This window comes from Sphingomonas sp. JC676, from assembly GCF_014489075.1.
Lineage (GTDB): Bacteria > Pseudomonadota > Alphaproteobacteria > Sphingomonadales > Sphingomonadaceae > Sphingomonas.
On sequence record NZ_JACTGR010000004.1, the window covers coordinates 130,008 to 153,162 of the forward strand.

Genomic DNA, 23,155 nt, shown 5'->3' on the forward strand with positions numbered 1-23,155 from the left:
TTGCTGCCCCAACAGGTGCTTGTTAGCCGCTTCGTGACCGGCACGGTGCCGGCGGCCGGACAGCGCATACCGCTATTCGACGAAGTGTGATCTTAGAGGGGTCTTCATGTCCAAGTTTCTTTCGACCGTGGCCGCGGCCGCGCTCTTCCTGGCTCCCGGCATCGCCGGCGCGCAGACGCTGACCACGCCGATCGGCGCGAACAACAACCAGAACGGCATCATGTTCGACGTGCAGACTGCCGGCAGCGCGCTGACCTTCCAGTCGATCGCCGCGAATATCAGCGGCGGCACCTACAATTTCGAGTTCTGGACGCGCGACGGCACGGTCGTCGGCCATGACCAGGATATGACCGGCTGGACGCTGCGTAACAGCTTCTCGAATGTCGCGGGCGCGGGCCTCAACAACCTCACCAGCTTCGACATCAGCGATTTCCTGGTGAACGCCAACAGCACGTTGGGCATCTACCTGACCGGCGCCGGCGGCTTCCCGATGAACTACACCAACGGCAACGCCGTGGGCGACGTGATCGCCAGCGACGCGAACCTCTCGATCCTGACCGGCTACGGCAAGGACTATCAGTTCGCGTCGACCTTCCAGCCGCGCAACTTCAACGGCTCGATCACCTATGCGACCGGCGCCGGCGCGGTTCCCGAGCCCGCGGCCTGGGGCATGTTCATCCTGGGCTTCGGTGCGATCGGCGGCGCGATGCGCGTCCGCGCGCGCAAGGTTGCCTTCGTTTAAGCGTTCGACATTTCGAATTGCGGCAGCCCGGGCGTGCAAACGCCCGGGCTGGTTGCTTTTCAGGCCTCCCGTGCGGCCTTCAGCGCGTTGGCCCACCAGGCGATCTCGTCGAACAGCGTACCGCGCGACGCGACCAGATAGTCGTAATCGTCGAGCTTCTTGCCCTGCATCAGGATGCCGAGGAACGGCTCCATCGAGATGTTCACTTCGGCCTTGATCGGGGCCATGTGGAGCTCGATCGCGGTGCCGCGGAGCTGCTCGATCGCGCGGGCGCCGCCGACGCCGCCATAGCCGACGAACGCGACCGGCTTGCGCCGCCACTCGTTGAACGCGGAATCGAATGCATTCTTGAGCGCCGCGGTGGGGCCGTGATTATATTCGGCGGCGGTGACGATGAAGCCGTCATACTTGGCCAGCTTGTGGCGCCAGGCTTCGGCGGCGGGATGGGAAAAGGCGCCGCCGGTGAACAAAGGCGACATAGGTTCTTCGAAGAAAGGCAGGTTCTGGTCGCGCAGATCGAGGACTTCGAGGCTGAAATCGTCGCGCGCGGCGGCGCCTTCGACAATCCAGTTTGCGGGCGTATCGGCGAAACGCTGGGGGCGGGTGCTGCCGATGATGAGTGCAAGCTTGAGCATTACGGTATAGATCCTATATTCAGTTACTAAGCGTAACCGACGCTCAAATGATGCGGTGGCAGACCGCCCGCAAGGAGGCACTTTTTTGGTACCGACGCACACCGATGATAGCTGCACGCCGGTCCGCACCGTCATGGCGCGGATCGCGGACAAGTGGAGCCTGCTGACGATCATGACGCTCAGCGACGGCACCAAAAGGTTCAGCGAATTGCAGCGCGGGATCGAGGGCATCTCGCAGCGGATGCTGACGCTGACCTTGCGTGGGCTGGAGCGCGACGGGCTGGTGACGCGCGAGATATTCCCGACGATCCCGCCGCGGGTGGAATATACGCTGACCCCGCTCGGCCAATCGATGCGCGAGCCGGTCAACGCGCTCGGCGGGTGGATCGTGCAGAACCTGCCCGAGATCGACGCGGCGCGGCGGCGGTTCGATGCGGCGGCGGAGGATACGGGGGATTAGGGGAGTCTTGGTGTCCGAGATTGGTGGGGAGCGGACATAGCCTTCCGTCACCCCGGCCTTGTGCCGGGATCCACTGCGCGACTTCGTGAGACACCCAAGGCTCTAGCGGCTCTCTCGCGGATGGGTGGACCCCGGCACAAGGCCGGGGTGACAGGTAGGTAAAAGGGTATCAGTTGGAGTCCGCAATTGGGTCGTTAGCGGACATTTCCCTAGAGATCCTAGCGCCCGTCGTCGCTCCAGTGCGGTGGGTCGCTAAGCAGCTTGATTACCCCATAGGTCGCGCCGACTGCGTGGAGATCGCGATTGGCGTCGCCGGTGCGGGGCGCGTCGAGCTTGCGGGTCTTGCCGGCCTTGTCCTGGATCTTGAGGGTGCCGTTCCAGCCGATCGTCATGTCGATCGCGCGGCCCTCGATATGGCGCGAGGTGAGCGAGGGCTCGAAGGCGATCTGGAAGAGATCGACCATTTCCTGCGCGCCCTTTCGCGATCTGGCGAGGTCGCCATGGTCCCATTGGATCCTGAGGCCGGGAAGGGCGGGGACCTTGTTGGGCGCGACCGCGCCGTTCGCGACGCACCAGCTGTAGTGCATCAGATGGGCGCGGGTGGCGTTGCGGCGGGTGGCCGAGATGGTGACGCTGGCGCCGGCGTCCTTCATCGCCTTGAGGAAGGCGGTGACGTTGCCGCGGAATGGCTGGACCAGATCGGCGACCGCAGCGCTGTTCGGGGACCGGGCCTGGTTGGCGTTCCACCAGGCGGCGCCGGAGAGGAGGGGCGGGATGCCCTGGCCGGCGGCGAGCGCGGTCCAGGTCTTGCCGCCGGGCGTGATGAGGCCGTTAGGCTTGGGCATGCTCAGCGCCTTGCCCTGATAGGCGGTGATGGCGGCGATGGTCAGCGTGCCGCAGCTGCCGCTGGTGGGGAGGAGCGACTGGCCGGTGGCGCCGAGCCAGGCGTTGAGCAGATGCTGGACGACGAGCACGTCGGCGAGATCGTTGACTCCGCCTTTCCCCACCGATGCGCCGATGCCCATGGCCCGCTCTCCCGAATGCCCGACGTGACCGTGTCGGGCGAAATCCGACATCGCAAGGGGCCCGCGACTAGGCGGCGACGATGACGATGCCGTCGAGCATGGCTTGCAGCCGGGCGCGCTCGGCCGAGGCTTCGGCGTCGAGCCAGTCGCGCAGAAGCTTGATCTTCGCGCTGTGCTGGCGGGCGACCGGCCAGGCGAGCCAGAAGGCGCGGCAGTCGCTCACCACGAGATCGTCGATGCGGACGAGCCGCCCCGCCTCGATCTCGCGGGCGAAGAGGATTGGGGAGCCGATCGTCACGCCATGCCCAGCAGCGGCGGCAGCGGCGTCGAGATACTCGTCGGCGAGGTGGATGCCGAACTGCTCGGGGGACGGCATGTGTGGGTCGCCGCGCGCGGCGAACCAGAGACGCCACCAGTCCTGCCGGCCGAGCAGGGGAAGATCGGTCAGGCTCTTCGCGGCGCGCTCGGCCAGTACGGGCGCGCAGAGCGGGGTGAAGCAGCTCGGGAAGAGCAAGACGGTGCGCAGCCCGGGCCAGCGGCCATGGCCGTTGCGGATCGCCGCGTCGAAGCCGCCGCCTGCCAGGTCGCGCGCATCGTGGGAGAGGTCGATGTCGAGCTGGATGCGCGGATGGCGGGCGCGGAAATCGCCGAGGCGTGGCGTGAGCCAGCTGGTGCCGAAGGTGGGCAGCGCAGTGATCGAGAGGCGGGTCTCGTCGAGCTCGACCGCGCGCGCGAAACTGGCGCGGAGCGCGGCGAAGGCCTGGCTGGCTTCCGCCGCGACGATCTGGCCCGCGGCAGTGAGCTCGACGCGGTGCGGATGACGGTGGAACAAGGCGACGCCGGTCTGACGCTCGAGCTGGCGGACATGATAGCTGACCGAGGCGGCGGTGGTGCCGAGCTCGCGCGCGGCGCCGGCGAAACTGCCGGTGCGCGCCGCAGCTTCGAACGCGCGGATCGCGGGCAGCGAGGGGAGGGACGCGGGCTCGAGCATAAGGCTGGCTTAGCCTCTAGCGTGCTTTGTCGCGTCCTCAAAATGCCTAGGGCCCGTCACCATCGCGATGTAATTTAGGGAGAGGCGGGATGTTCGGACCTTATCTAGGCATGGCGCTGCTGCTGGCGGCAACGCCGATTTCGACCGTGGCGACGCCATCAGGCGCGGTTGCGGCGAGCGAGGAGCGCGATGGCGCGCACGACTTCGATTTCCTGATCGGTGACTGGAAGGCGCATGTCCGGCGGCTGCCCGAGCGGCTGGTCGGATCGAAGGTGTGGGTCGAATATGACGGTATCTCGAACCACAAGAAGCTACTCGACAGCAATGCGAACTTCGAGGAGTTCGAGGTGCGTGGCGCCGCCGGGCATCTGAAGGCGCAGACACTCCGGCTCTACAATCCGGAATCGCGGCAATGGTCGATCTATCTGGTCGATCTCGACAAGGGGACGCTGGGCCTGCCGCCGGTCGTAGGCGGCTTCACTGGCAATCGCGGTGAATTCTACGACCAGGAGGTCTGGAAGGGCCGCGCGATCCTGGTCCGCTATATGTGGCTCAACATCTCGCCCAAATCGGCGCGGATGGAGCAGGCCTTTTCCGACGATGGCGGCAAGACCTGGGAAGTGAACTGGATCTGCGAGTTGAGCCGGTAGCGGCGGACGGCTTTCATTTGTTCGTCATCCTGGCGAAAGCCGGGACCCAGAGCCAAGCAGGGCATCGCCCGTGACCCTGGGCCCCGGCTTTCGCCGGGGGACGGAAAAAATGAGCCTACCCGAACACGCGTTCGAAGATCGTGTCGACCTGCTTGAAGTGATAGCCGAGGTCGAACTTATCCTCGAGCTCCTGCACGGAAAGCGCAGCAGTGACCTCCGGATCGGCCTTGAGCAGATCGAGCAGCGAGAGCTGGCCGTCCGATTGCCAGACCTTCATCGCGTTGCGCTGGACCATGCGATAGCTGTCTTCGCGGCTGACGCCCGCCTGGGTGAGCGCGAGGAGGACGCGCTGCGAATGGACGAGGCCGCCCATGCGATCGAGATTCTTCTGCATGCGCTCGGGATAGACGAGCAATTTGTCCATCACGCCGGTGAGGCGCGCCAGGGCGAAATCGAGGGTGATCGTCGCGTCGGGCCCGATATAACGCTCGACCGAGGAGTGCGAGATGTCGCGCTCGTGCCACAAAGCGACATTCTCCATCGCGGGGGTCACGGCGCTGCGGACCATGCGGGCGAGGCCGGTGAGGTTCTCGGTCAGCACCGGGTTGCGCTTGTGCGGCATGGCCGACGAGCCCTTCTGGCCGGGCGAGAAATATTCCTCGGCTTCCAGGACTTCGGTGCGCTGGAGGTGGCGGACCTCGACCGCGAGGCGCTCGATCGAGCTGGCGACAACGCCGAGGGTCGCGAAGAACATCGCGTGGCGATCGCGCGGGATGACCTGGGTCGAGACGGGCTCGATCGCGAGGCCGAGCTTCTCGGCGACATGCGCTTCGACGCGGGGGTCGATATTGGCGAAGGTGCCGACCGCGCCTGAGATGGCGCAGGTGGCGATATCGGCGCGGGCGGCGACCAGGCGTTCCCGGTTCCTTTTGAACTCGGCATAGGCCTCGGCCATCTTGAGGCCGAACGTGACCGGCTCGGCATGGATGCCGTGGCTGCGGCCGATCGTCGGGGTGAGCTTGTGCTCAAAAGCGCGGCGCTTGAGCACGAGCAGCAGCTGATCGATGTCGGCGAGCAATATGTCCGAGGCGCGGGCGAGCTGGACCGCGAGGCAGGTGTCGAGCACATCCGAGCTGGTCATGCCCTGGTGCATGAAGCGGGCCTCATCGCCGACATTTTCGGCAACCCAGGTGAGGAAGGCGATGACGTCGTGCTTGGTCACCGCCTCGATCGCGTCGATCGCGGCGACGTCGATCGCCGGGTTGGTCGCCCACCAGTCCCACAGGGCCTTGGCGGCCGCCTTGGGCACCACGCCGAGCTCGGCCAGCGCCTCGGTGGCGTGCGCCTCGATCTCGAACCAGATGCGGAAGCGCGTCTCGGGCGACCAGATCGCGGTCATTTCGGGGCGGGAATAGCGGGGGACCATGGGCTTCCTCGAGACTGGGGCCGCGTTGCGCAGGGGCCACACGGCAAACGAAATGCGATGAGGCGCCACCTAGCAGGGGTGAGCCGAGGCTGCAACGGGTGAAATGTGGAACAAGATACCCAGATAGGTGGTTAATAGCCGTGAACAAGCAAAGATTTCATGCTTCGCCGTTGAAGAACAGGTGAAGCAAAACACAGGAGATTGATAAAATGTTGAAAGCTATCCTTTTAGCAACGTCTGTTCTTGTTGCTGCACCTGCCTTTGCGCAGGACAAGCCGGCAGCAGATACTACTCAGAATCAGCCGCAGGCCGCCACTCCCGACCAGACCGCGCCGGCACCTGCCGATCCGGCAGCCGCTACGCCGGCCGATCCGGCAACGACCGCCCAGGCGACTCCGGCGCCCGCAACCGAGACCGCACAGCCGACTCCGTCGCAGCCTGCGGCCCAGGCTTCGGCGCAGCCCGCAGCACAGCCGGCCGCAACCCAGGACCAGGTCGCCCAGGCCGTCAACCGCGACTTCGGCACCTATGACAAGGATGCCAATGGCACGTTGAGCCAGGCCGAATTCGGCAGCTGGATCAGCACGCTCCGCAAGGCGGCCGAACCGACCTTCACGCCGGGCAGCCCGGACGCCAACAAATGGGTCGGCCAGGCGTTTGCCGCCACGGACGTCGACAAGAACAAGACCGTCGACAAGACCGAGCTGACGAGCTTCCTGACGCCCAAGGCGTCGTAAAAGGCCCCTCTGCGCCACTACGCATGGCGCGACTCCGACGCCCGCCGGCTCTCCCTCCGGCGGGCGTTCGACGTTTCGCGCTTTCGCAGGAGCACGAAGTTAGAAGAACGACCTGATCGCGTAGGCGACCGCGGCCAGCGCCAGCACGCTGGCGATCCAGATGCCGATGAACCAGGCCCATTGCTTCGCCATCAGATCAGCCCCTGCGCGCGAAGGCTGGTGTGGCCGTCGGTTCCCAGGATGATGTGATCATGGACGGTGATGCCGAGGCGCTTGCCGGCCTCGGCAACCGCGCGGGTGATCTCGATATCGGCGCGGCTGGGCGAGGGATCGCCCGAGGGATGGTTGTGGACGAGGATGATCGCGGCGGATCCCAGATCGATCGCGCGGCGGATGACCTCGCGGACATAGAGCGCGGCTTCGTCGACCGAGCCTTCCGACATGAGCTCGTCGCGGATCAGCATGTTGCGCGCGTTGAGGTGGAGCACGCGAACGCGCTCGATCGCGTGGTGCGCCATGTCGGCACGTAGATAGTCGAGCAGCGCCTGCCAGTTGGCAAGGATCGGCGCTCGGCGACCTGGGCGCGCAGCAGCCGCAGTGCGGCGGCGTGCGCGGTCTTGAGCGCCGCGGCGCTGGTCTCGCCCATGCCGGGGACGCGGGCGAGTGCCTCGGCATCGGCGGTGAGGAGGCCGGCGATGCCGCCGAATTCGGTGAGCAGCGCGTTGGCCAGCGGCTTGGTGTCGCGGCGGGGGATGGCGAGCGCGAGGAGATATTCGATCAGCTCGTGATCGAGCAATGCGTCGGGTCCGCCCTCGAACCGGCGCTGGCGCAAGCGCGCGCGGTGTCCGTTGTTGTCGGGCGAGGTGGACATGGAGATGGCGTAGCGTGGCGCGCGGGGGGACGCAAAGTGCCTAATTTCGAATGGGAGCGCTAACAGTTGAGAACGTTCTTGAGAACGCTCTCAATCTATGCTTATACGCAGATCATGGAGCGATAGACTCCGGGATCAGGGGTGGTTGGAAGGGCCGGTTTTCGAGCGCTGAAGCGCCGTGCCGATTCTGTTTTCGATCGACTGGACAGCGTTGTCAGTACCGATCGTTCCCCTGAGCTACGAACTGGTGCTTCGGCACGACGGCATGGGCGTGCCGTGCAGGGAGACGTAGGGGAGTGGTTTCTCGTCTGAATCAGGTGGCTTGGCCGCTGGCCTTCGTCGCAAGTGCGGCGGCTATGGCCGTGCAGGCGTGTGAGCCGGCTTCCCCTGCCAATGATCCCGAGACCGCCGCCCCGGCATCGCAGCCGTGGAAGGACGCGTCGCTTCCCGTTGCGAAGCGCGCGGACCTGCTGCTCGCCGCGATGACTCCCCGGGAGAAGCTGGCGCTGGTTTACGGCTTCTTCCCGCCGCTAGCCAAGGGCGAGGGCGTTCCCACCGACATGATCCCTTCGGCCGGGCAGGTGCCCGCCATACCGCGGCTGGGCATCCCGGCGCTCCGCGAATCCGATGCCAGCCTGGGCGTTGCCAACCAGGTCGAGCAGCGCAAGGGCGATGTTGCCACCGCACTGCCTTCGGGGCTGGCGCTGGCCGCCACCTTCGACCCCGAGCTTGCCTATGAGACCGGCGCGATGATCGGCGGCGAGGCGCGGGCCAAGACCTTCAACGTGCTGCTTTCAGGCGGCATCAACCTGACCCGCGATCCCTGGGGCGGGCGCAACTTCGAATATCTGGGCGAGGATCCGCTGCTCGCCGGGACGATGGCGGGCGAATCGATCCGCGGCGTCCAGTCGAACAAGATCGTGTCGACGATCAAGCATTACGCGCTCAACGCGCAGGAGACCGGGCGCTTCGTGATGGACGCGCGGATCGGTGAGGCGGCGCTCAGGGAGAGCGACCTGCTGGCCTTCGAGATCGCGATCGAGCGCGGCCAGCCGGGCTCGGTGATGTGCGCGTACAACAGCATCAACGGCGACTTCGCCTGCGAGAATGCCTTCCTGCTGAATACGGTGCTGAAGGGCGATTGGGGCTATCGCGGCTGGGTGATGTCCGACTGGGGCGCGGTGCATTCCACGGTGAAGGCGGCGCGCAATGGGCTCGACCAGCAATCGGGCGGCGAGCTGGATACGCATCCCTTCTACCGCGAGGATCTGCGCAAGGCGTTCGAAAGCAGCGCGCTGCCGATGGCGCGGCTCGACGACATGGCGCGCCGCGTGCTGCACGGCATGTTTGCCGCCGGGGTGATGGATGCACCGGTGGTCACCACCGCGCAGCCGATCGACTATGCGAAGAATGCCGAAGTCGCGCAGCGCGCGGCGGAAGCCGGGATCGTGCTGCTAAAGAACGAGGGGCAGGCGCTGCCGCTGGCCAAGTCGGCGAAGCGCATCGTTGTGATCGGCGGCCATGCCGATGTTGGCGTGCTTTCGGGTGGCGGATCGAGCCAAGTCCGCTCGGTGGGCGGCGCACCGGTGGAGATTCCGCTCAAGGACGGGCCGGCGGTGTCGTTCGTGCGCAAGACCTGGCATGCCTCCTCGCCGCTCGCCGCGATCCGCGCGCTGGCGCCCGAGGCGAAGGTGAAGTTCGTCGATGGGAACGATCGCGTCGCGGCCGCCGCAGCCGCGAAAGGCGCGGACATGGCGATCGTCTTTGCGACCCAGTGGACGACCGAGGCCGAGGATGTCGAGACGATCGCGCTGCCCGGCGGGCAGGATGCGCTGATCGACGCGGTTGCCGCGGCAAATCCGAAGACCGCGGTGGTGCTGAACACGGGCGGGCCGGTGCTGATGCCGTGGCTTTCCAAGGTGCCGGTGGTGGTCGCCGCTTGGTATCCCGGGCAGCGCGGTGGCGAGGCGATCGCGCGCGTGCTCTTCGGGGAGGTGAATCCCTCGGGTCGCCTGCCGATCACCTTCCCGAAGAGCATCGACCAGGCACCGCGCGCGCAGGTGCCGGGCTATGACCAGATCCGCGCCAGCCCCGACCGGGGCACCGACGCGCGGGCGATCAAGCCGTTCACGGTCGAGTACAGGGAAGGCTCCGACGTCGGCTATCGCTGGTATGCGCGGCAGGGGCAGGCGCCCCTGTTCCCGTTCGGATACGGGCTTTCCTATACGCGCTTCGGCTATTCGAGCCTCAAGGTCGAGGGCGGCGCCCAGCTCAAGGTGAGCTTCGACGTGGTCAATCGCGGCGAGCGCGCCGGAAGCGACGTACCGCAGCTTTACGTGACACCCGCTTCGGGCACGCGGCCGCTGCGGCTGGCGGGCTGGGAGCGCGTGACGCTCAAGCCCGGCGAGAAACGCCGCGTCACCATCACCGCCGAACCGCGCATCGTCGCGGATTACGACCTCGCCCAGCCCGGATTCCGGGTCGCGGGCGGAACCTATCGGATTTCAATCTCGCGGGACGCCGCCCAGCCGGTGCTCACGGGACAGACAGAGCTGCAGGAACGCCGACTGGCGCCCTGAAGGAAGGACGCGGGCACATGCGTCGCAAGGGTAGAATGGGAGGAAGAGCATGAGGGGTATTTCAAGCGTGATGGCCGGCCTGCTGGCGACGACCTGTCTGGTCGTACCGGCATTGGCGCAGGACACATCACCGGCGCCAGATCAGGTCGCGGCGGACGACAGCCAGGACATCGTCGTCACCGGCATCCGCGTGTCGCAGGCCAAGTCGATCGACATCAAGCGCGACAGCATTTCGATCGTCGACGCGATCTCGGCGGAAGACATCGGCAAGCTGCCCGACGTCACCATCGTCGACGCGCTCCAGCGCATCTCGGGGGTGCAGATCCAGCGCAGCGCGGGCGAGGGTTCGACCGTCAATATCCGCGGCCTGCCGCAGGTGATCACCTTGCTCAACGGCGAGCAATATCTGAGCGCCGGCAATCTGGGCACCGCGCAGCCGAACCTGAACGACATTCCGGCGCAATTGATGAACGCCGTGGTCGTCTACAAGTCGCAGGACCTGCGCAACGCGCTTTCGGGCATCTCGGGCACGATCGACCTGCGCACGCGGCGTCCGTTCGATCTCGCGCATGGTCTCGTCGTCTCGGCGCAGGGCGAATATTCGCGCGGCAACAACACCAAGAACAACGACTATCTGTTCAGCGGACTGGTGAGCTGGCGCAACGACACGATCGGCGTGATGGTGGGCGCGACCAAGAGCCGGGCCGTGCTGGGCAACAGCTATTCGGGCATCGGCGGCGGCGTGTTCGGCAACAACGACTGGGGCGGCTCGGGCGCCAACTGGATTAGCCCACACGGCTATGAATTCTTCAACCGCGAGGTCGAGCGCGACCGTTTCGGCATCAACGGCGCCGTCCAGCTCAAGATCGACGAGGACTGGATGCTGACCGGCGAGGTGTTCCACACCGAACTGGTCGAGCATAACCGCGCCTCCGGCATCAACATCTCGAACCGCTGGAATGGCCTGGGCTGGACCACGCCGACCGAGTCGACGCCCTCGGGCCAGACCGCGGGCAATGGCCAGCCCTGGCTCGACGTGACGCAGTACGATCTCGACGTGTGGTGGTTCAACTCGTTCTCGGTGAACCGCACCGCGCACGAGCATTCGACCAACTACAATTTGCAGATGGATTACGACAACAAGGAGAACTTCAAGTTCACCGCGCGGGCGCTGCGCTCGAACGCCAAGCTGCGCAGCATGAACGGCCAGGTCCAGGGCGATCTGAGCAATTGGCAGTATGGGCCGGACCGTGCCTTCACGCTGTTCCGCAATCCCGCGGACCGCACGCGCGGGCCATTCTTCCCGGCGAGCATCGCGTCGCAATATCCGGCGTCGCAATATTCGAACAATGTCGTCGGCTCGAACGGCGGGCGCTACATCAACCCGAACCCGCTGGGTTACGGCGAGGATCCGCTGCTCCATCTCGACCTGCGTGGCGGCAATCCGGTGATCAGCGGATTCGACCGTCCGATCTCGGGCGGGCTGGGCGCCGGCAAGACGCTCAAGGACTATATGGCCAATCTCGACAGCTATGCTGTCGCGGCCTTCTCGTCCGAAGGCGACCAGGAGAATACTTCCGACCTGGGCGTCTTCCGTGCCGATGGCAGCTACGAGTTCGAGGGCGATGGGCTGTTCGGCCTGCTCAGCCGCGTCGATGCGGGTGTGCGGCGTTCGGACCGGTCGACCCAGATCCGCAACTTCCATCTGTTTTCGAACTTCTACGCCGGCAACGGCGCGAGCGAGGCGGATGGCTGCCTGGCGCAGTGGAAGGCGATCGACGTCGTCATGGACGCGGCGCAGTGCTCGGCCGGCGAAATGGTGCCGAACGCGGCGTTCGATCCCACCCAGCCGGTGAGCGCGACCAATCCGCAAACCGTGTTCCAAGGCTATACGGTCAACCGGCCGACCAAGCTCAATGCCTATAACAACGTCAAGTTCCAGACCAACTGGGGCGGCGTGGTGAACGGCATGCCAGGGCTCTGGGTGGTCGATCCCAAGGACTTCGACGATGTGAAGGCGTTCCAGGAGAAGGTGTTCGGTCCGTCGACCGAAGTGACCATTCCGGGCAACACCTATGACGTCGATCTGATCGAGGAGAGCGCGTACTTCAACACCGCGTTCGCCACCGGCGGGTTCAAGGCGAATCTGGGGCTCAAGGTGATCAACACCAAGCTTACGGTGAAGCAGAACCTGACCGGCGCCACGCGTGCCTATGGCGATACCAACCTGGATATCGGCGACGTGGTCTCGCGCCGCTCCTATCTGGATTGGTTGCCGACGGTGACTTTGTCGTACGACATCACGCCCAATCTTCGCGCGCGTGCGGCTTTCGCCAAGACGATGATCCCGTTGGATCTCGGCAATTATGGGGGCGGCCTGACGATCTCGACCGCGGACTCGCCCTGCTCCGGCACGCCCGGACCGACGGACGCGCCATGCGGCGTGCGCCAGGTGACGGGCGCAAGCTCGAGCGGCAACCCGAACCTGAACCCGTGGCGTTCGAACAATTACGATCTGAGCCTGGAATATTATGTGGGCCGGGCGACCTTGTTCAACGTCGGCCTGTTCAAGCTCGACATCAACAGCTTCGTCCAGAACAAGACGACGCCGTGCGCCGGGCGCTTCCCGGATGGCGACGGCGTCATCCGGCGCTGCGTGCCGATCTCGCAGCCCGAACAGGGCACGGGCGGCTCGCTGCAGGGCGCGGAAGTGGGAGCGAAGATCGCGTTCAGCGATTTCCTCTCTGACGGCTTCTTCCGCAACTTCGGTATCGACGCGAACTACACCTATTCGGACAGCAAGCAGAACAGCCTGGCGCTGGACGGCAGCCGCCTCCCGTTCCCGGACAACTCCAAGAGCCAAGTCAACCTGGTCGGCTGGTACCAGGACGATCACCTGCAGCTTCGCGTGGCGTATAATTACCGCACGCCGCGCCTGTCCTCTACCTTTGGCGGGATCGCGATCTTCCAGGATACCGCCCAGTATGTCGACGCGAACCTGACGTACAACATCAACGATATGTTCGCGTTCTACGTGAACGGATCGAACGTGTTGGGCGAAAGGGAGCGTTACTACTTCCAGTTCGACGACGATTCGAAGCAGTACCATTCGCAGAACCGTTTCGAGCCGCGGTATTCGGCGGGCGTGCGGGTCCGCTTCTAAAGAGCCAACCCTCCTGGGCCGGTGGTCTCGCATGAGGCTGCCGGCTCATTTTTCTTTCGGATTCCTTCGGCGCACCATGTTTTGCTTGCGGCGCCGGATTTGAGCAGATCAGATATCGATATGGCGGACGGAGGCACGGCAACGGCGATCGAGCGGGTGGTGATCGTCGGCGGAGGCACCGCCGGCTGGATGGCCGCCGCGGCGCTGAGCGCCTATCTGCGCGGGACGGGCGTGGGGATCACGCTGATCGAAAGCTCCGAGATCGGCACGATCGGCGTGGGCGAGGCGACGATCCCGACGATCCGCCGCTTCTATGCGCAGCTCGGCATGACCGACGCGCAGGTGATGCAGGCGTGCCAGGCGACCGCCAAGCTGGGCATCCGTTTCCTCGGCTGGGGCGGCGTGGACAGCGACTTCATCCATCCCTTTGGGCTGTTCGGACAGGCCCAGCGCGGGATCGACTTCCATCATTACTGGCTGAAGGCGCGGACGGCCGGGCTGAACGTGCCGCTCGATCGTTTCTCGCTGGGCGCGATGTTGGCGCGCGAGGGGCATGCGTCGATCCCAGTGCCCAACCCGCCGTCGCAGCTTTCGGTGTTCGACTGGGCGCTGCATTTCGATGCGGCGCTGTTCGCTGCCCATATGCGCGGCTTTGCCGAACGAATGGGCGTGCGGCGGATCGACGCCAAGATCGTCGACGTGACGCTGCGCGGCGAGGACGGCTTTATCGAGAGCGTGACGCTGGACAGCGGCATGACGGTGGACGGCGACCTGTTCGTCGATTGCTCGGGGTTTCGCGGGCTGTTGATCGGCGAGGCGCTGGGCGTGGGCTATCGCGACTGGTCGCACTGGCTGCTGTGTGACGGTGCCTTCGCGGTGCAGAGCGAGCTGGCGGGCGATCCCCCTTCGTGCACCACGGTGACGGCGCGGAGCGCCGGATGGCAGTGGCGCATTCCGCTGCGCACCCGCGAGGGCAACGGCCTGGTCTTTTCCAGCCGCTTTCAGAGCGACGACGAAGCGCGTGAAGAATTGATGGCGAATGTTCCTGGCAAGCCGATGATGGAGCCGCGGCGGCTGCGCTTCACGCCGGGGCGACGCGAAGCGGCCTGGGCGAAGAACTGCGTGGCGCTGGGCCTCGCCTCGGGCTTCCTTGAGCCGCTCGAATCGACGAGCATCGCGCTGATCGAGACCGGAATCGAGCGGCTGAAGCAGCTCTTCCCGACCAAGGCCTTCGATCCTGCGGTGATCGCCGAATATAACGAGCAGAGCGCCGAGGAGATGGAGCGCGTCCGCGACTTCATCCTGCTGCACTATCGGCTCAACCGCCGCGAGGGCGCGTTCTGGCAGGAATGTCGTGACATGGAACTGCCCGAGACGCTGGATGCCAAGATCGCGCTATGGCGTGCGCGCGGCGCATTCCTTCGCTATCGGTGGGAAATGTTCTCCCCCGCATCCTGGCTGGCGATCTATGGCGGCTTCGAGGAATTGCCCGGCACGATCGATCCGGGGCTGGCCGCGGTGGACGGCAGCGAGTTGGTGACGGTGCTGGGGAAGATGCGCGGATCGATCCGCGAGACGGTGGCGGACACGCCCAGCCATGCGGAATTCCTCGCGATGATCGACGACGCGGCGAAGATGCCGGCGGGAGCGCGCGCATGAACGCGCCCGACGCGCTCCGGAAAGTCTGCATTGTCGGCGGCGGTACCGCGGGCTGGATCGCGGCGGCGCTGATGGCGCACCATTTCAAGGGCAAGTTGTTCGAGATCGAATTGGTCGAGAGCGACGATATCGGTACGATTGGGGTGGGCGAGAGCACGATCCCCCCTTTCCTGGAGCTGATCGCCAAGCTCGACATCAACGAACAGGAATTCATCAAATCGGTCCAGGCGAGCTTCAAGCTCGGCATCGAGTTCAAGGACTGGCACCGGAAGGACGAGAGCTATTTCCACCCGTTCGGCGAGATCGGTGCGCGGATCGAGCTGAGCGAATTCTACCAATGCTGGCTGAAGGCGCGGATGGCGGCCCAGGCGGGTGGGCTGCAGGACTATGCGCCGGCCAGCGTGATGGCGCGCGAGGGACGGTTCATGCTGCCGTTCAAGGCGCAGAACACGCCGATCGCGTCCTCTTCCTATGCGCTTCATGTCGATGCCAAGCGCGTCGCGCAATATCTGCGCGGCCATGCCGAGGCGCGCGGGGTCAAGCGGACCGAGGGGATCGTTTCCGACGTGGGCGTGGACGATCGGGGGTTCGTCGAGCGGCTGACCTTGAAGGATGGGCGCGAAGTCACCGCCGATTTCTTCATCGATTGCTCAGGCTTCCGCGCGCTGCTGAGCGAGAAGGCGCTGGGTGTCGGCTATGAGGATTGGTCGCAGTGGCTGTTCTGTGATCGGGCGATCGCCGCGCAGACCGAGAATGTCGGACCGCCGCGACCATACACTCTGGCGCATGCGCAGGACGCCGGATGGCGCTGGCGGATTCCGCTCCAGCACCGCACCGGCAATGGCCATGTCTTCTGCAGCGATCACCTGACCGACCAGGAGGCGACCGACAGCCTGCTCGCGCAAGTGGAGGGCAAGGTGGTCGCCGGACCGATGGTGGTGCCGTTCAAGACCGGGGTGCGCCAGCAGATCTGGTACAAGAACGTGCTGGCGATCGGGCTGTCCTCGGGCTTTATCGAGCCGCTGGAATCGACCGCGATCCATCTCATCTATCGCGGCATGGACTTCTTCTTCCGCTTCCTGCCCGACCGGAACTGCGATCCGCGGCTGGCGGCGGAGTATAACCGGCGGATGACCGCGGACTATGCCGAGATCCGCGATTTCATCGTGCTCCATTATTGCGCCACCGCGCGCGACGACACCGAGTTCTGGCGGCGCTGCCGCGACATGGTACTGCCCGACAGCCTGAACGCGCGCATCGAACTGTTCCGCGTCAACGGCACGCTCAGGGAAGGGCTGGACGAATTGTTCCGCAGCGCGAGCTGGTTCTCGGTGCTGGAGGGCATGGGCGTCCATCCGGGCACCTATCATCCGCTGGTCGACCGGATCGACGAGGCCAAGCTGTTCTCGGCGATGGACCGCGCGCGCGGCCAGCTCGTCGATATCGTGCGGCGGTTGCCGACGCACCAGGAATTCATCGACGCGCATTGCCGGGCCGAAGCAGTCGATCTCGCGCGGCCAGCCGTCCCAGAAATGGCGGGCCGCTGATGCAGCGCAAGCGGGCGATCACGATCAAGGACGTCGCCGCCGAGGCGGGCGTGTCGTTCCAGACCGTGTCGCGGGTGATCAACAAGGGGCCGAACGTCACGCCGGGCATGTACCAGCGCGTGACTGCGGCGATTGAGAAGCTCGGCTATGTCCCCAGCCTAGCCGCGCGGCGGCTGGGCGGATCGCGCTCCTATCTGATCCTGGCGTTCAACGACGAGCGGCCGACGCTGGAGGGCTGGCAGTCGCGGCGCGGCAACGATTGGGTCGACCAGATGCTCTATGGCGGCATGCTCAAATGCGCCGAGCATGGCTATCGCATGCTGTTCGAGCTGGTCGATTCGCATTCGGACCGGCTCGAGAGCCAGGTGCAGGCGGCGCTTTCGGCGCTGCATCCCGACGGCGTGATCCTGACCCCGCCGCACAGCGAGAACGACACGATCACCCAATTGCTCCAGCGCAACGGGCTGACCTTCGCGCGGCTCGGATCGCGGCGGCCGGGCGACGGCTTCGCGGTCTATATGGACGACGAGGCGGCGGCGCGCAGCGCGACCGAGCACCTGCTGGACCTGGGCCATACCCGCATCGCGTATGTCCAGGGGCATCCCGAATATGCGATGAGCCCCGACCGGCTACGCGGCTTTCGCGAGGCGATCGAAGCGCGGGGCGTCGCGGTGGACGAGCGCTATCTCCAGCCCGGCGACTTCACTTATGAGGCGGGGCAGGCGGCGATGATCGCGCTGTCCAAGCTCGATCCGCCGCCCACCGCCGTGCTGGCGAGCAGCGACGAGATGGCGCTGGGCGTGCTCCATACCGCCGGCAAGCTCGGACTGAGCGTGCCGGGCGACCTCTCCGTGGTCAGCTTCGACGACACGCCGACGGTGCGCATGGCGGTGCCCGCGCTGACTGCGATCCGCCAGCCGATTGCGGCGATGACCGCCAAGGCCGCCGACCTGCTGATCAAGGCCAAGGCGACCGGCGTGCAGCCCGATCGCGGCCATCTGTTGCCGTTCGATTTTGTCGCCCGGGAATCGACTGCGCGACCGCGTTGACGCGGGCACCGGCCAGGGCGATGCTCGCGTCCTCGATGCGCTTTTCCTCGCCCAGCCGCGGCTTCGTGCTGCTTTATGCGCTGGCATATGCGGGGATGTTCGTCAGCTTCATGCCCTTCATCATGGTGCTGCTGCCGCTCAAGGTGACGGCGGTGGGCGGCGAGAACGCGGTCGCACTGCTGAGCGCCGGTGCGCTGGGCGGCGCTGCGGTGGCGAGCGTCGCCAATATCCTGTTCGGCGCGCTGAGCGACCGCAGCTATCGGCGGGGCGGATCGCGCCGGGGCTGGATCATTGGCGGGCTGGGTGTGCTCGCGCTCGGCTATGCCGCGCTGCATTTCAGCTCGAGCTCGGTGACCTTGCTCGCGGCGGTGGCGCTGATCCAGGTGGGCATCAACATGAGCTTCGCACCGCTGACCACGATCATGGCCGACGAAGTGCCCGATGCGCAGAAGGGTGTGGTCGCCGGACTGCTGGGCGTGGCGCATCCGATCGGGGCGTTCTCGGCGGTATTACTGACAGCGCCCGGACTGGGCGGGGAGGGCACCCGCTATGCCTTGCTCTGCTTGTTGTTCGTCGGGATGATCGCGCCGTTCGCGGCGCTGATGCGCGAGGCCGCGCCGCTGATGCGCGAGGCCGCGCCGCTTCCGCCGCCGCCGCCCGAGCCGCTGCAGGAACGCCGCCGCCGCGACTTCGCGCTGGCCTGGACCTCGCGAATGCTGCTCCAGGTCGCTGGCAACGGCATCGCCACCTATGGCTTCTTCTATTTCCTGTGGGTGCTCGACCGCGAGGACCTGAGCAAGAGTAGCGTCGAGGCCAACCCGATCGTCGCGACAATGACGGTGTCGACCTTGGTCGCGGTGGTACTGACCCTCGTCGCCGGGCGGCTTTCCGACCGGGTGATGCGGCGCAAGCCTTTCCTCGCCGCGGCGGCATGCGTGATGGCGGGGGGACTGGTGACGATGGCGTTCGCGCACTCCTGGGGCGTGGCGGCACTCGGCCATGCCGCGGCGCTTTCAGGCCTATCGGTATTCCTGGCGATGCATTCGGCACTGGCGATGCAGCTGCTCCCTTCGCCCGAGCATCGCGGGCGTGACCTGGGCATCCTCAACCTGACCAACACGCTGCCGGCGATGGTCGCGCCGCTGCTGGCGCTCGCGCTCGCGCCCGAGAAGACGGGATACACGGTGTGGCTGATCGCGCTCGCGCTGGGGACGCTGGCCGGCGGCGGGATCGCGATGGCGGTACGGACGCAGGACTAGGGCGGATCGAGATTTACGGCCTACGGTCAATCGCGCCTCCTCATTGTCACCTCGGACTTGTTCCGGAGTCCAGGCTGCCGCCAGCGCTGGTCACGAGGCTGGACCGCTTCGTCCGGACGCCCGGTGGACCCCGGAACAAGTCCGGGGTGACGAAGTATTGGGAGCTGCTCAGCGCGCGCCGTCGCGCAGTGCGTCGTCTAGGAACGTCGCCAAAGTCTCCAGCCGATAAGGCTTGAGCAGTACCGGGCGGCCGCCTGCGCCCGAGCGCGCGATCTCGCCGCTATAGCCGGTAGTGAGCACGATCGGCAGGCTCGGATAGCGCTCGGTGAGCTTCTCGGCGAGTTCGAGCCCGCTCATCTCCGGCATGACGACATCGGTGAGCACGACGTCGAAGGTCCGCGCCCCGGCGATGTCGAGCGCCTCGGCGCCCGAGCGCGCGCGGGTGACGTGATGGCCCATCTCGCGCAGCAGCGCCTCGGCGAATTCGCCGACTTCCTCATTATCCTCGACGAGCAGCACCGCGCCGGTGCGGCCCTCGCCCGATGGCGCGATCGTGTCGGTCGCGACGGCCGGTTCGCGGTGACTACAGGGCAGGAGGATGGTTACACGCGTGCCCTGTCCGGGCTGGCTCATGATGTGCAAGTCGCCGCCCGACTGGGTCGCAAAGCCATAGACCTGGCTGAGGCCGAGGCCGGTGCCCTTGCCGGCATCCTTGGTGGTGAAGAAGGGCTCCATCGCGCGTTCGATCGTCTCGGCGTCCATGCCGGTGCCGCTGTCCGAGACGCAGACCGCGACCATCGGGCCGTCGTCGGTATCCGTGATCGCGGTGCCGATGCGGAGCGTGCCGCCGTCCGGCATAGCGTCGCGGCCGTTGACGGCAATGTTGAGCACGGCGGAAACCAGCTGCGCGCGATCCGCCTCGACCGTGCATGCGTCGTCGGAGAGATCGGTCTCGATCGCGACGCGTTCGCCCAGCGTGCGATCGAGCAGCTCGGTCATGCCGCGGATCATCGCGTTGACGTCGATCGCTTCGGGCCGGAGCGGCTGGCGGCGCGCAAAGGCGAGGAGCTGGCCGGTGAGCGCCGCCGCGCGCGAGCCGGCCTGGACGATCGCATCGGCATAGCGATGGCGACGGTCCTCGGACAGGTTGGGCCGCATCAGCATGTCGGCCGAGCCCTGGATCACGGTCAGCAGATTGTTGAAATCATGCGCGATGCCGCCGGTCAGCTGGCCGAGCGCCTGCATCTTCTGTGCCTGGCGGAGCTGGTCTTCGGCCTTGGCGCGCTCGGCGATCTGATGGGTGAGCTCGGCATTGGTTTCGGCGAGCGCGGCGGCGCGTAGCTCGAGCTCGCGATTGGCGCGGCTGAGCGCCGCCTGCGCCATGCCGAGCACCGCTGCGGCGAGTGCGGCCATCGTCACGAGCAGCGCGATCAGCAGATAGCGGCGCAGGCGCGTGGCGAGCGGCTGCGGATCGGCGGCGATATAGGCCGTGCCGATCTGCTGGCCTGAGCGCATCACCGGCACCGCGGCGACCGTCGCCTCGCTGCCTTGCTTCGGTGCGTCGGCGATTCGGGCGGGCAAGGGGCCGCCGCCCCGTGCATAGCCTGTGATCAGCGCGCCGCCGCGATCATAGATCGCGACCAACCGGAACTGACGATTGACGCGCAGCGCATCGACCGACTCGTGCGCCGCCGCGGCATCGCCGAAATCGAGCGCGGCGACGACGCTGGCGCCCAGGATCTCGGCCTGGGCGCGGGTTTCCTGGCGCTTCTGCGCGATATAGCTCGATTCGCCCTGGACGATGACGGCGATGCCGCCGATCAGCAGCAGCGCGACCAGCACCGCCGCGATGGCGAGCGGGAAGTGGCGCCAGCGTCCGGTGATGCGATCCAGTGGCGTCATCGTCCCCCCTGCCTGACATCGACGGCGAGCGCGAGCAACCGCGAGCTGATCGTGATGCCGCGATCGGACGCCGCCGCCTGGTCGATATGGAAACGCACCCGCCCGCCATCGACGACGAAATGGATCATCCCGCGCGGCGTGCCCCAACGGGCATCGGTGATGGTCAGCGTCGGTTGGCGCCGCAGCGCCGTCAGCATCAGCGTCGTCTGCTGCTCGGTGCCTGCCAAAAACGCGAGATGGCAGCCGGCCACGGCGGGTATGTCCGCGCTGGGGAAGCGGCGGACCGCGACGGCATGGCCGTCGATCGTCTCGCTTGCCGCCGCCTGATCAATCAGCGCGCCGAACGGATCGCGCCCGATCACGCAGAGATAATAAGGCTGGCCTTCCGCAGGCTGCGCCGCGGCGGGCAGCGCGATATAGCGCGCGAACTTGGGCAGGAACGCCGCCTTGACCGCGTCCTCGCTCGCCTGGGCATGCGCCGTCCCGGCGGCAAGCGCCAAGGCTGCCGCTGCCGCGCAAATCGCGAGCCTGAGGACGCGGATGGGCATCAAAAGCGCAGCCGCGACCCGGCGTAGATCGTGCGTGGGACGCGCTGGGCGCGCTGGACGTCGTTGCTCTCCAGATGGCTGTCGTGGAGTAGGTTCTCGCCCGCGAGATAGAGCTCGACGCGCTTGCTGACGTCCCAGCCGATCCGGGCATCGGCTTCGGCATAGCCCTGGATATTGGGGCCCTCGAGCCCGTCGACCGCGCGCAACCCCATGTCGAAACGCACGCTCCCCGGCAGCGAGACCTGCGAGCGAAGCGACAATTGATAGTCCGGATCGTGGCCCAGCGACGCGCCGGCGGTAAGATCGGTACCGCCCGGGCGCACCTCGAACTTCTTGCCGATCCAGGACGCGCCGGCACTCAGCCGCCACCAGGGCGTAACCTGCTGCGTCGCCCAGGCCTCGGCCCCATAAGTGTGCCCGCGCAGATCGTTGCCCAATTGCACGGCCAGCGGGTTGAGCAGGATCGTTGCCGAGCGGAGGTCGCGATAGACGTTGTAATAGGTAGAGAGCGACAAGGTCGTCGTCGACGTCGGCTGGCCGCGATAGCCGGCTTCGAACGCGGTCAGCTTTTCCGAAGTGAAATCGGGCGCAGCGGCGAGGAGGCCGGGCGCCGTCAGATCGCGGTCGATCCGCGAAGGCGTGCGCACCGCGCGCGAGATGGCAGCCCACAATGTCGCGCGGTTGCTCGGCTGCCAGGCGATCCGGAGATTGGGCAGCACCTGGACGCCGGAGAAGGTCGAGCCCTCCAGCTTGACGCCCGCGATCACCGACAGTCGGCGGGAGATGGCAAAGCGATCCTGGACGAAGCCGTTGCCGACCCAGAGCCGCGCTCGCTGGGGGTCGAGCTGGAAGATGTTGAGATTGTTGATGAACTGATCGCGCGTCGTGCGCACCCCGGCACCCGCCACCAGATTGTGCGCGCCGGCTTTGAGATTGTATTGCGCCTCGACATCCACGGTTTCGAGCCGATCGACTGTCAGCAGCTCGCGCCGCTGGAAATAGTCGTAATAGGCCTGGAGCTGGAAGGAGCTGCCGGGGGTGAGTTCGTGCTGCCAGCGTGCGAGCAGATTCTGCCCGCGATCGCCGTCGCCTGGCACCAGGAAACGGTCGCTGCCGAAGATGTCGCCCTGGACGGTGAGTTTGTCGGCTTCCTGATGTGCATCGGCGCGGAAGCCCGCCTGCCAGCCGCGGATGCCGTCATCGGCCGCGGGGCCGAAGCTGGCATTCGGCATGTCCTCGCGATCGTACCAATTGGCATAGACGCGCATCGCCGCGTTATCGCCGAGCTTGAAGCCATAGCGCGCGCCGGCGGTGCGGTCCCTATCGCCGGCGGTGCCGCGCACGAGCAGGCCTTGCGCGTCGAACGCGTCTTTGCTCGAGATGTTGATTACGCCGTTGACCGCGTTGGGGCCGTAGAGCGTGCCACCGGGGCCGCTGATCACTTCGATCTGGTCGACATCTTCGAGCAAAGGCGCGTGGAGATCCCAGAACACGCCCGAGTGGATCGTCGAATAGATGCTGCGCCCGTCGATCAGGACGAGCAGCTTGTTGGCACTCTCATAGCCGTTGAAGCCGCGCGCGGTGATCGCATATTGGCTGGCGTTGATGCGCTCGACCTGGAGATTGGGCGCCTCGCGCAGCACTTCGGGCAGCGAAAGCGCGGCCGAGCGCGCGATATCGTCGCTGGTGATCACATAGAGCGCGGTGGGCACGCCACTCAGCGGCTCCTCCTGCTTCGAGGCGGAGCGCACCGGGATCTGCGCCAGTTCCTCGATCGACAGGTTCGAAAGGTCCTGGGGCTCCTGATCCGAGGCAGCCGCGGCGCAGGGCGTCAGCAGGAGTGGAAGTACCCACCAGTGGCTCGGCATGGTCCTCCGATATGCGTCCGTCACCCCGGGCACGACGGCTTTGT

Annotated in this window: 18 protein-coding genes and 1 pseudogene; 10 read left to right on the plus strand and 9 right to left on the minus strand. The window is 66.2% G+C overall.

What is annotated here, in order from left to right; all coding sequences use genetic code 11:
• Nucleotides 1–106 precede the first annotated feature (106 nt).
• Nucleotides 107–742, plus strand: coding sequence for a PEPxxWA-CTERM sorting domain-containing protein (locus tag IAG41_RS14030; protein ID WP_187729288.1), 636 nt, complete (start codon nt 107–109; stop codon nt 740–742).
• A gap of 59 nt (nt 743–801) precedes the next feature.
• Here IAG41_RS14030 and IAG41_RS14035 read toward each other — a convergent pair whose 3' ends face one another.
• Nucleotides 802–1,377 (minus strand): NADPH-dependent FMN reductase, encoded by a 576-nt coding sequence (locus IAG41_RS14035; protein WP_187729289.1) that lies wholly within the window; start codon nt 1,375–1,377, stop codon nt 802–804.
• A gap of 85 nt (nt 1,378–1,462) precedes the next feature.
• Here IAG41_RS14035 and IAG41_RS14040 point away from each other — a divergent pair, with 85 nt between their 5' ends.
• Nucleotides 1,463–1,837 (plus strand): winged helix-turn-helix transcriptional regulator, encoded by a 375-nt coding sequence (locus IAG41_RS14040; protein ID WP_262408667.1) that lies wholly within the window; start codon nt 1,463–1,465, stop codon nt 1,835–1,837.
• Nucleotides 1,838–2,055: 218 nt separating this feature from the next.
• Here the strand turns inward: IAG41_RS14040 and IAG41_RS14045 are convergent, their stop codons facing one another.
• Together IAG41_RS14045 and IAG41_RS14050 are read right to left on the minus strand one after the other, a co-directional pair.
• Nucleotides 2,056–2,862 carry a hypothetical protein gene (locus tag IAG41_RS14045; RefSeq protein WP_187729290.1) on the minus strand — a complete coding sequence of 269 codons (807 nt, stop codon included), beginning with the start codon at nt 2,860–2,862 and terminating at the stop codon, nt 2,056–2,058.
• Between the two features lie 67 nt (nt 2,863–2,929).
• On the minus strand, nt 2,930–3,853 hold the full coding sequence (locus IAG41_RS14050) for a LysR substrate-binding domain-containing protein (RefSeq protein ID WP_187729291.1): 924 nt from the start codon (nt 3,851–3,853) through the stop codon (nt 2,930–2,932).
• 89 nt (nt 3,854–3,942) lie between these two features.
• On the opposite strand from IAG41_RS14050, the gene IAG41_RS14055 reads away from it, so the two are divergent.
• The gene (locus tag IAG41_RS14055; protein ID WP_187729292.1) at nt 3,943–4,503 is read left to right on the plus strand and encodes a hypothetical protein; all 561 of its coding nucleotides are present in this window, start codon (nt 3,943–3,945) and stop codon (nt 4,501–4,503) included.
• A 115-nt stretch (nt 4,504–4,618) separates the two neighbouring features.
• On the opposite strand, the gene purB is transcribed toward IAG41_RS14055, so the two are convergent.
• Nucleotides 4,619–5,929 carry an adenylosuccinate lyase gene (purB, locus tag IAG41_RS14060; RefSeq protein WP_187729293.1) on the minus strand — a complete coding sequence of 437 codons (1,311 nt, stop codon included), beginning with the start codon at nt 5,927–5,929 and terminating at the stop codon, nt 4,619–4,621.
• A gap of 209 nt (nt 5,930–6,138) precedes the next feature.
• Here purB and IAG41_RS14065 point away from each other — a divergent pair, with 209 nt between their 5' ends.
• Nucleotides 6,139–6,666 carry a calcium-binding protein gene (locus IAG41_RS14065; RefSeq protein ID WP_187729294.1) on the plus strand — a complete coding sequence of 176 codons (528 nt, stop codon included), beginning with the start codon at nt 6,139–6,141 and terminating at the stop codon, nt 6,664–6,666.
• 99 nt (nt 6,667–6,765) lie between these two features.
• Here IAG41_RS14065 and IAG41_RS14070 read toward each other — a convergent pair whose 3' ends face one another.
• A complete protein-coding gene (locus IAG41_RS14070) occupies nt 6,766–6,858 on the minus strand; it encodes a DUF2474 family protein (protein ID WP_187729295.1) in 93 nt (30 codons plus the stop codon).
• Nucleotides 6,858–7,537, minus strand: a pseudogene (gene radC, locus IAG41_RS14075) (RadC family protein). The gene IAG41_RS14070 and the pseudogene radC overlap by 1 nt, the downstream one beginning before the upstream one ends.
• Before the next feature lie 356 nt (nt 7,538–7,893).
• Here radC and IAG41_RS14080 point away from each other — a divergent pair.
• The 6 genes from IAG41_RS14080 to IAG41_RS14105 all read left to right on the plus strand — a co-directional run bounded on the left by IAG41_RS14080 (nt 7,894) and on the right by IAG41_RS14105 (nt 18,793).
• The gene (locus tag IAG41_RS14080; RefSeq protein WP_187729677.1) at nt 7,894–10,116 is read left to right on the plus strand and encodes a beta-glucosidase; all 2,223 of its coding nucleotides are present in this window, start codon (nt 7,894–7,896) and stop codon (nt 10,114–10,116) included.
• Between the two features lie 49 nt (nt 10,117–10,165).
• Nucleotides 10,166–13,279 (plus strand): TonB-dependent receptor, encoded by a 3,114-nt coding sequence (locus tag IAG41_RS14085; protein ID WP_222950709.1) that lies wholly within the window; start codon nt 10,166–10,168, stop codon nt 13,277–13,279.
• 120 nt (nt 13,280–13,399) lie between these two features.
• Nucleotides 13,400–14,938 (plus strand): tryptophan halogenase family protein, encoded by a 1,539-nt coding sequence (locus IAG41_RS14090; RefSeq protein WP_187729296.1) that lies wholly within the window; start codon nt 13,400–13,402, stop codon nt 14,936–14,938.
• Nucleotides 14,935–16,485, plus strand: coding sequence for a tryptophan halogenase family protein (locus tag IAG41_RS14095; protein ID WP_187729297.1), 1,551 nt, complete (start codon nt 14,935–14,937; stop codon nt 16,483–16,485). Before IAG41_RS14090 ends, IAG41_RS14095 begins: the two co-directional genes overlap by 4 nt.
• Nucleotides 16,485–17,534 (plus strand): LacI family DNA-binding transcriptional regulator, encoded by a 1,050-nt coding sequence (locus IAG41_RS14100; RefSeq protein ID WP_187729298.1) that lies wholly within the window; start codon nt 16,485–16,487, stop codon nt 17,532–17,534. The genes IAG41_RS14095 and IAG41_RS14100 overlap by 1 nt, the downstream gene beginning before the upstream one ends.
• Entirely contained in the window at nt 17,531–18,793 is a 1,263-nt protein-coding gene (locus IAG41_RS14105) for an MFS transporter (RefSeq protein WP_187729299.1), read from the plus strand. Before IAG41_RS14100 ends, IAG41_RS14105 begins: the two co-directional genes overlap by 4 nt.
• A gap of 168 nt (nt 18,794–18,961) precedes the next feature.
• Here the strand turns inward: IAG41_RS14105 and IAG41_RS14110 are convergent, their stop codons facing one another.
• The 3 genes from IAG41_RS14110 to IAG41_RS14120 are packed head-to-tail and all read right to left on the minus strand — an operon-like array spanning nt 18,962 to nt 23,111.
• Nucleotides 18,962–20,695 (minus strand): response regulator, encoded by a 1,734-nt coding sequence (locus IAG41_RS14110; RefSeq protein ID WP_187729300.1) that lies wholly within the window; start codon nt 20,693–20,695, stop codon nt 18,962–18,964.
• Nucleotides 20,692–21,243: a YfiR family protein gene (locus IAG41_RS14115; RefSeq protein ID WP_187729301.1), complete on the minus strand. Its 552-nt coding sequence runs from the start codon at nt 21,241–21,243 to the stop codon at nt 20,692–20,694. Before IAG41_RS14115 ends, IAG41_RS14110 begins: the two co-directional genes overlap by 4 nt.
• A complete protein-coding gene (locus tag IAG41_RS14120) occupies nt 21,243–23,111 on the minus strand; it encodes a TonB-dependent receptor plug domain-containing protein (protein ID WP_187729302.1) in 1,869 nt (622 codons plus the stop codon). Before IAG41_RS14120 ends, IAG41_RS14115 begins: the two co-directional genes overlap by 1 nt.
• Nucleotides 23,112–23,155: the final 44 nt, after the last annotated feature.

Bases quoted from the DNA above. Each gene is read 5' to 3' on its own strand.
- IAG41_RS14030 (WP_187729288.1), top strand. From the start codon at position 107: ATGTCCAAGTTTCTTTCGACCGTGGCCGCGGCCGCGCTCTTCCTGGCT.
- IAG41_RS14035 (WP_187729289.1), bottom strand. From the start codon at position 1,377: ATGCTCAAGCTTGCACTCATCATCGGCAGCACCCGCCCCCAGCGTTTC.
- IAG41_RS14045 (WP_187729290.1), bottom strand. From the start codon at position 2,862: ATGGGCATCGGCGCATCGGTGGGGAAAGGCGGAGTCAACGATCTCGCC.
- IAG41_RS14050 (WP_187729291.1), bottom strand. From the start codon at position 3,853: ATGCTCGAGCCCGCGTCCCTCCCCTCGCTGCCCGCGATCCGCGCGTTC.
- IAG41_RS14055 (WP_187729292.1), top strand. From the start codon at position 3,943: ATGTTCGGACCTTATCTAGGCATGGCGCTGCTGCTGGCGGCAACGCCG.
- purB (WP_187729293.1), bottom strand. From the start codon at position 5,929: ATGGTCCCCCGCTATTCCCGCCCCGAAATGACCGCGATCTGGTCGCCC.
- IAG41_RS14065 (WP_187729294.1), top strand. From the start codon at position 6,139: ATGTTGAAAGCTATCCTTTTAGCAACGTCTGTTCTTGTTGCTGCACCT.
- IAG41_RS14070 (WP_187729295.1), bottom strand. From the start codon at position 6,858: ATGGCGAAGCAATGGGCCTGGTTCATCGGCATCTGGATCGCCAGCGTG.
- IAG41_RS14080 (WP_187729677.1), top strand. From the start codon at position 7,894: ATGGCCGTGCAGGCGTGTGAGCCGGCTTCCCCTGCCAATGATCCCGAG.
- IAG41_RS14085 (WP_222950709.1), top strand. From the start codon at position 10,166: ATGAGGGGTATTTCAAGCGTGATGGCCGGCCTGCTGGCGACGACCTGT.
- IAG41_RS14090 (WP_187729296.1), top strand. From the start codon at position 13,400: ATGGCGGACGGAGGCACGGCAACGGCGATCGAGCGGGTGGTGATCGTC.
- IAG41_RS14095 (WP_187729297.1), top strand. From the start codon at position 14,935: ATGAACGCGCCCGACGCGCTCCGGAAAGTCTGCATTGTCGGCGGCGGT.
- IAG41_RS14100 (WP_187729298.1), top strand. From the start codon at position 16,485: ATGCAGCGCAAGCGGGCGATCACGATCAAGGACGTCGCCGCCGAGGCG.
- IAG41_RS14110 (WP_187729300.1), bottom strand. From the start codon at position 20,695: ATGACGCCACTGGATCGCATCACCGGACGCTGGCGCCACTTCCCGCTC.
- IAG41_RS14115 (WP_187729301.1), bottom strand. From the start codon at position 21,243: ATGCCCATCCGCGTCCTCAGGCTCGCGATTTGCGCGGCAGCGGCAGCC.
- IAG41_RS14120 (WP_187729302.1), bottom strand. From the start codon at position 23,111: ATGCCGAGCCACTGGTGGGTACTTCCACTCCTGCTGACGCCCTGCGCC.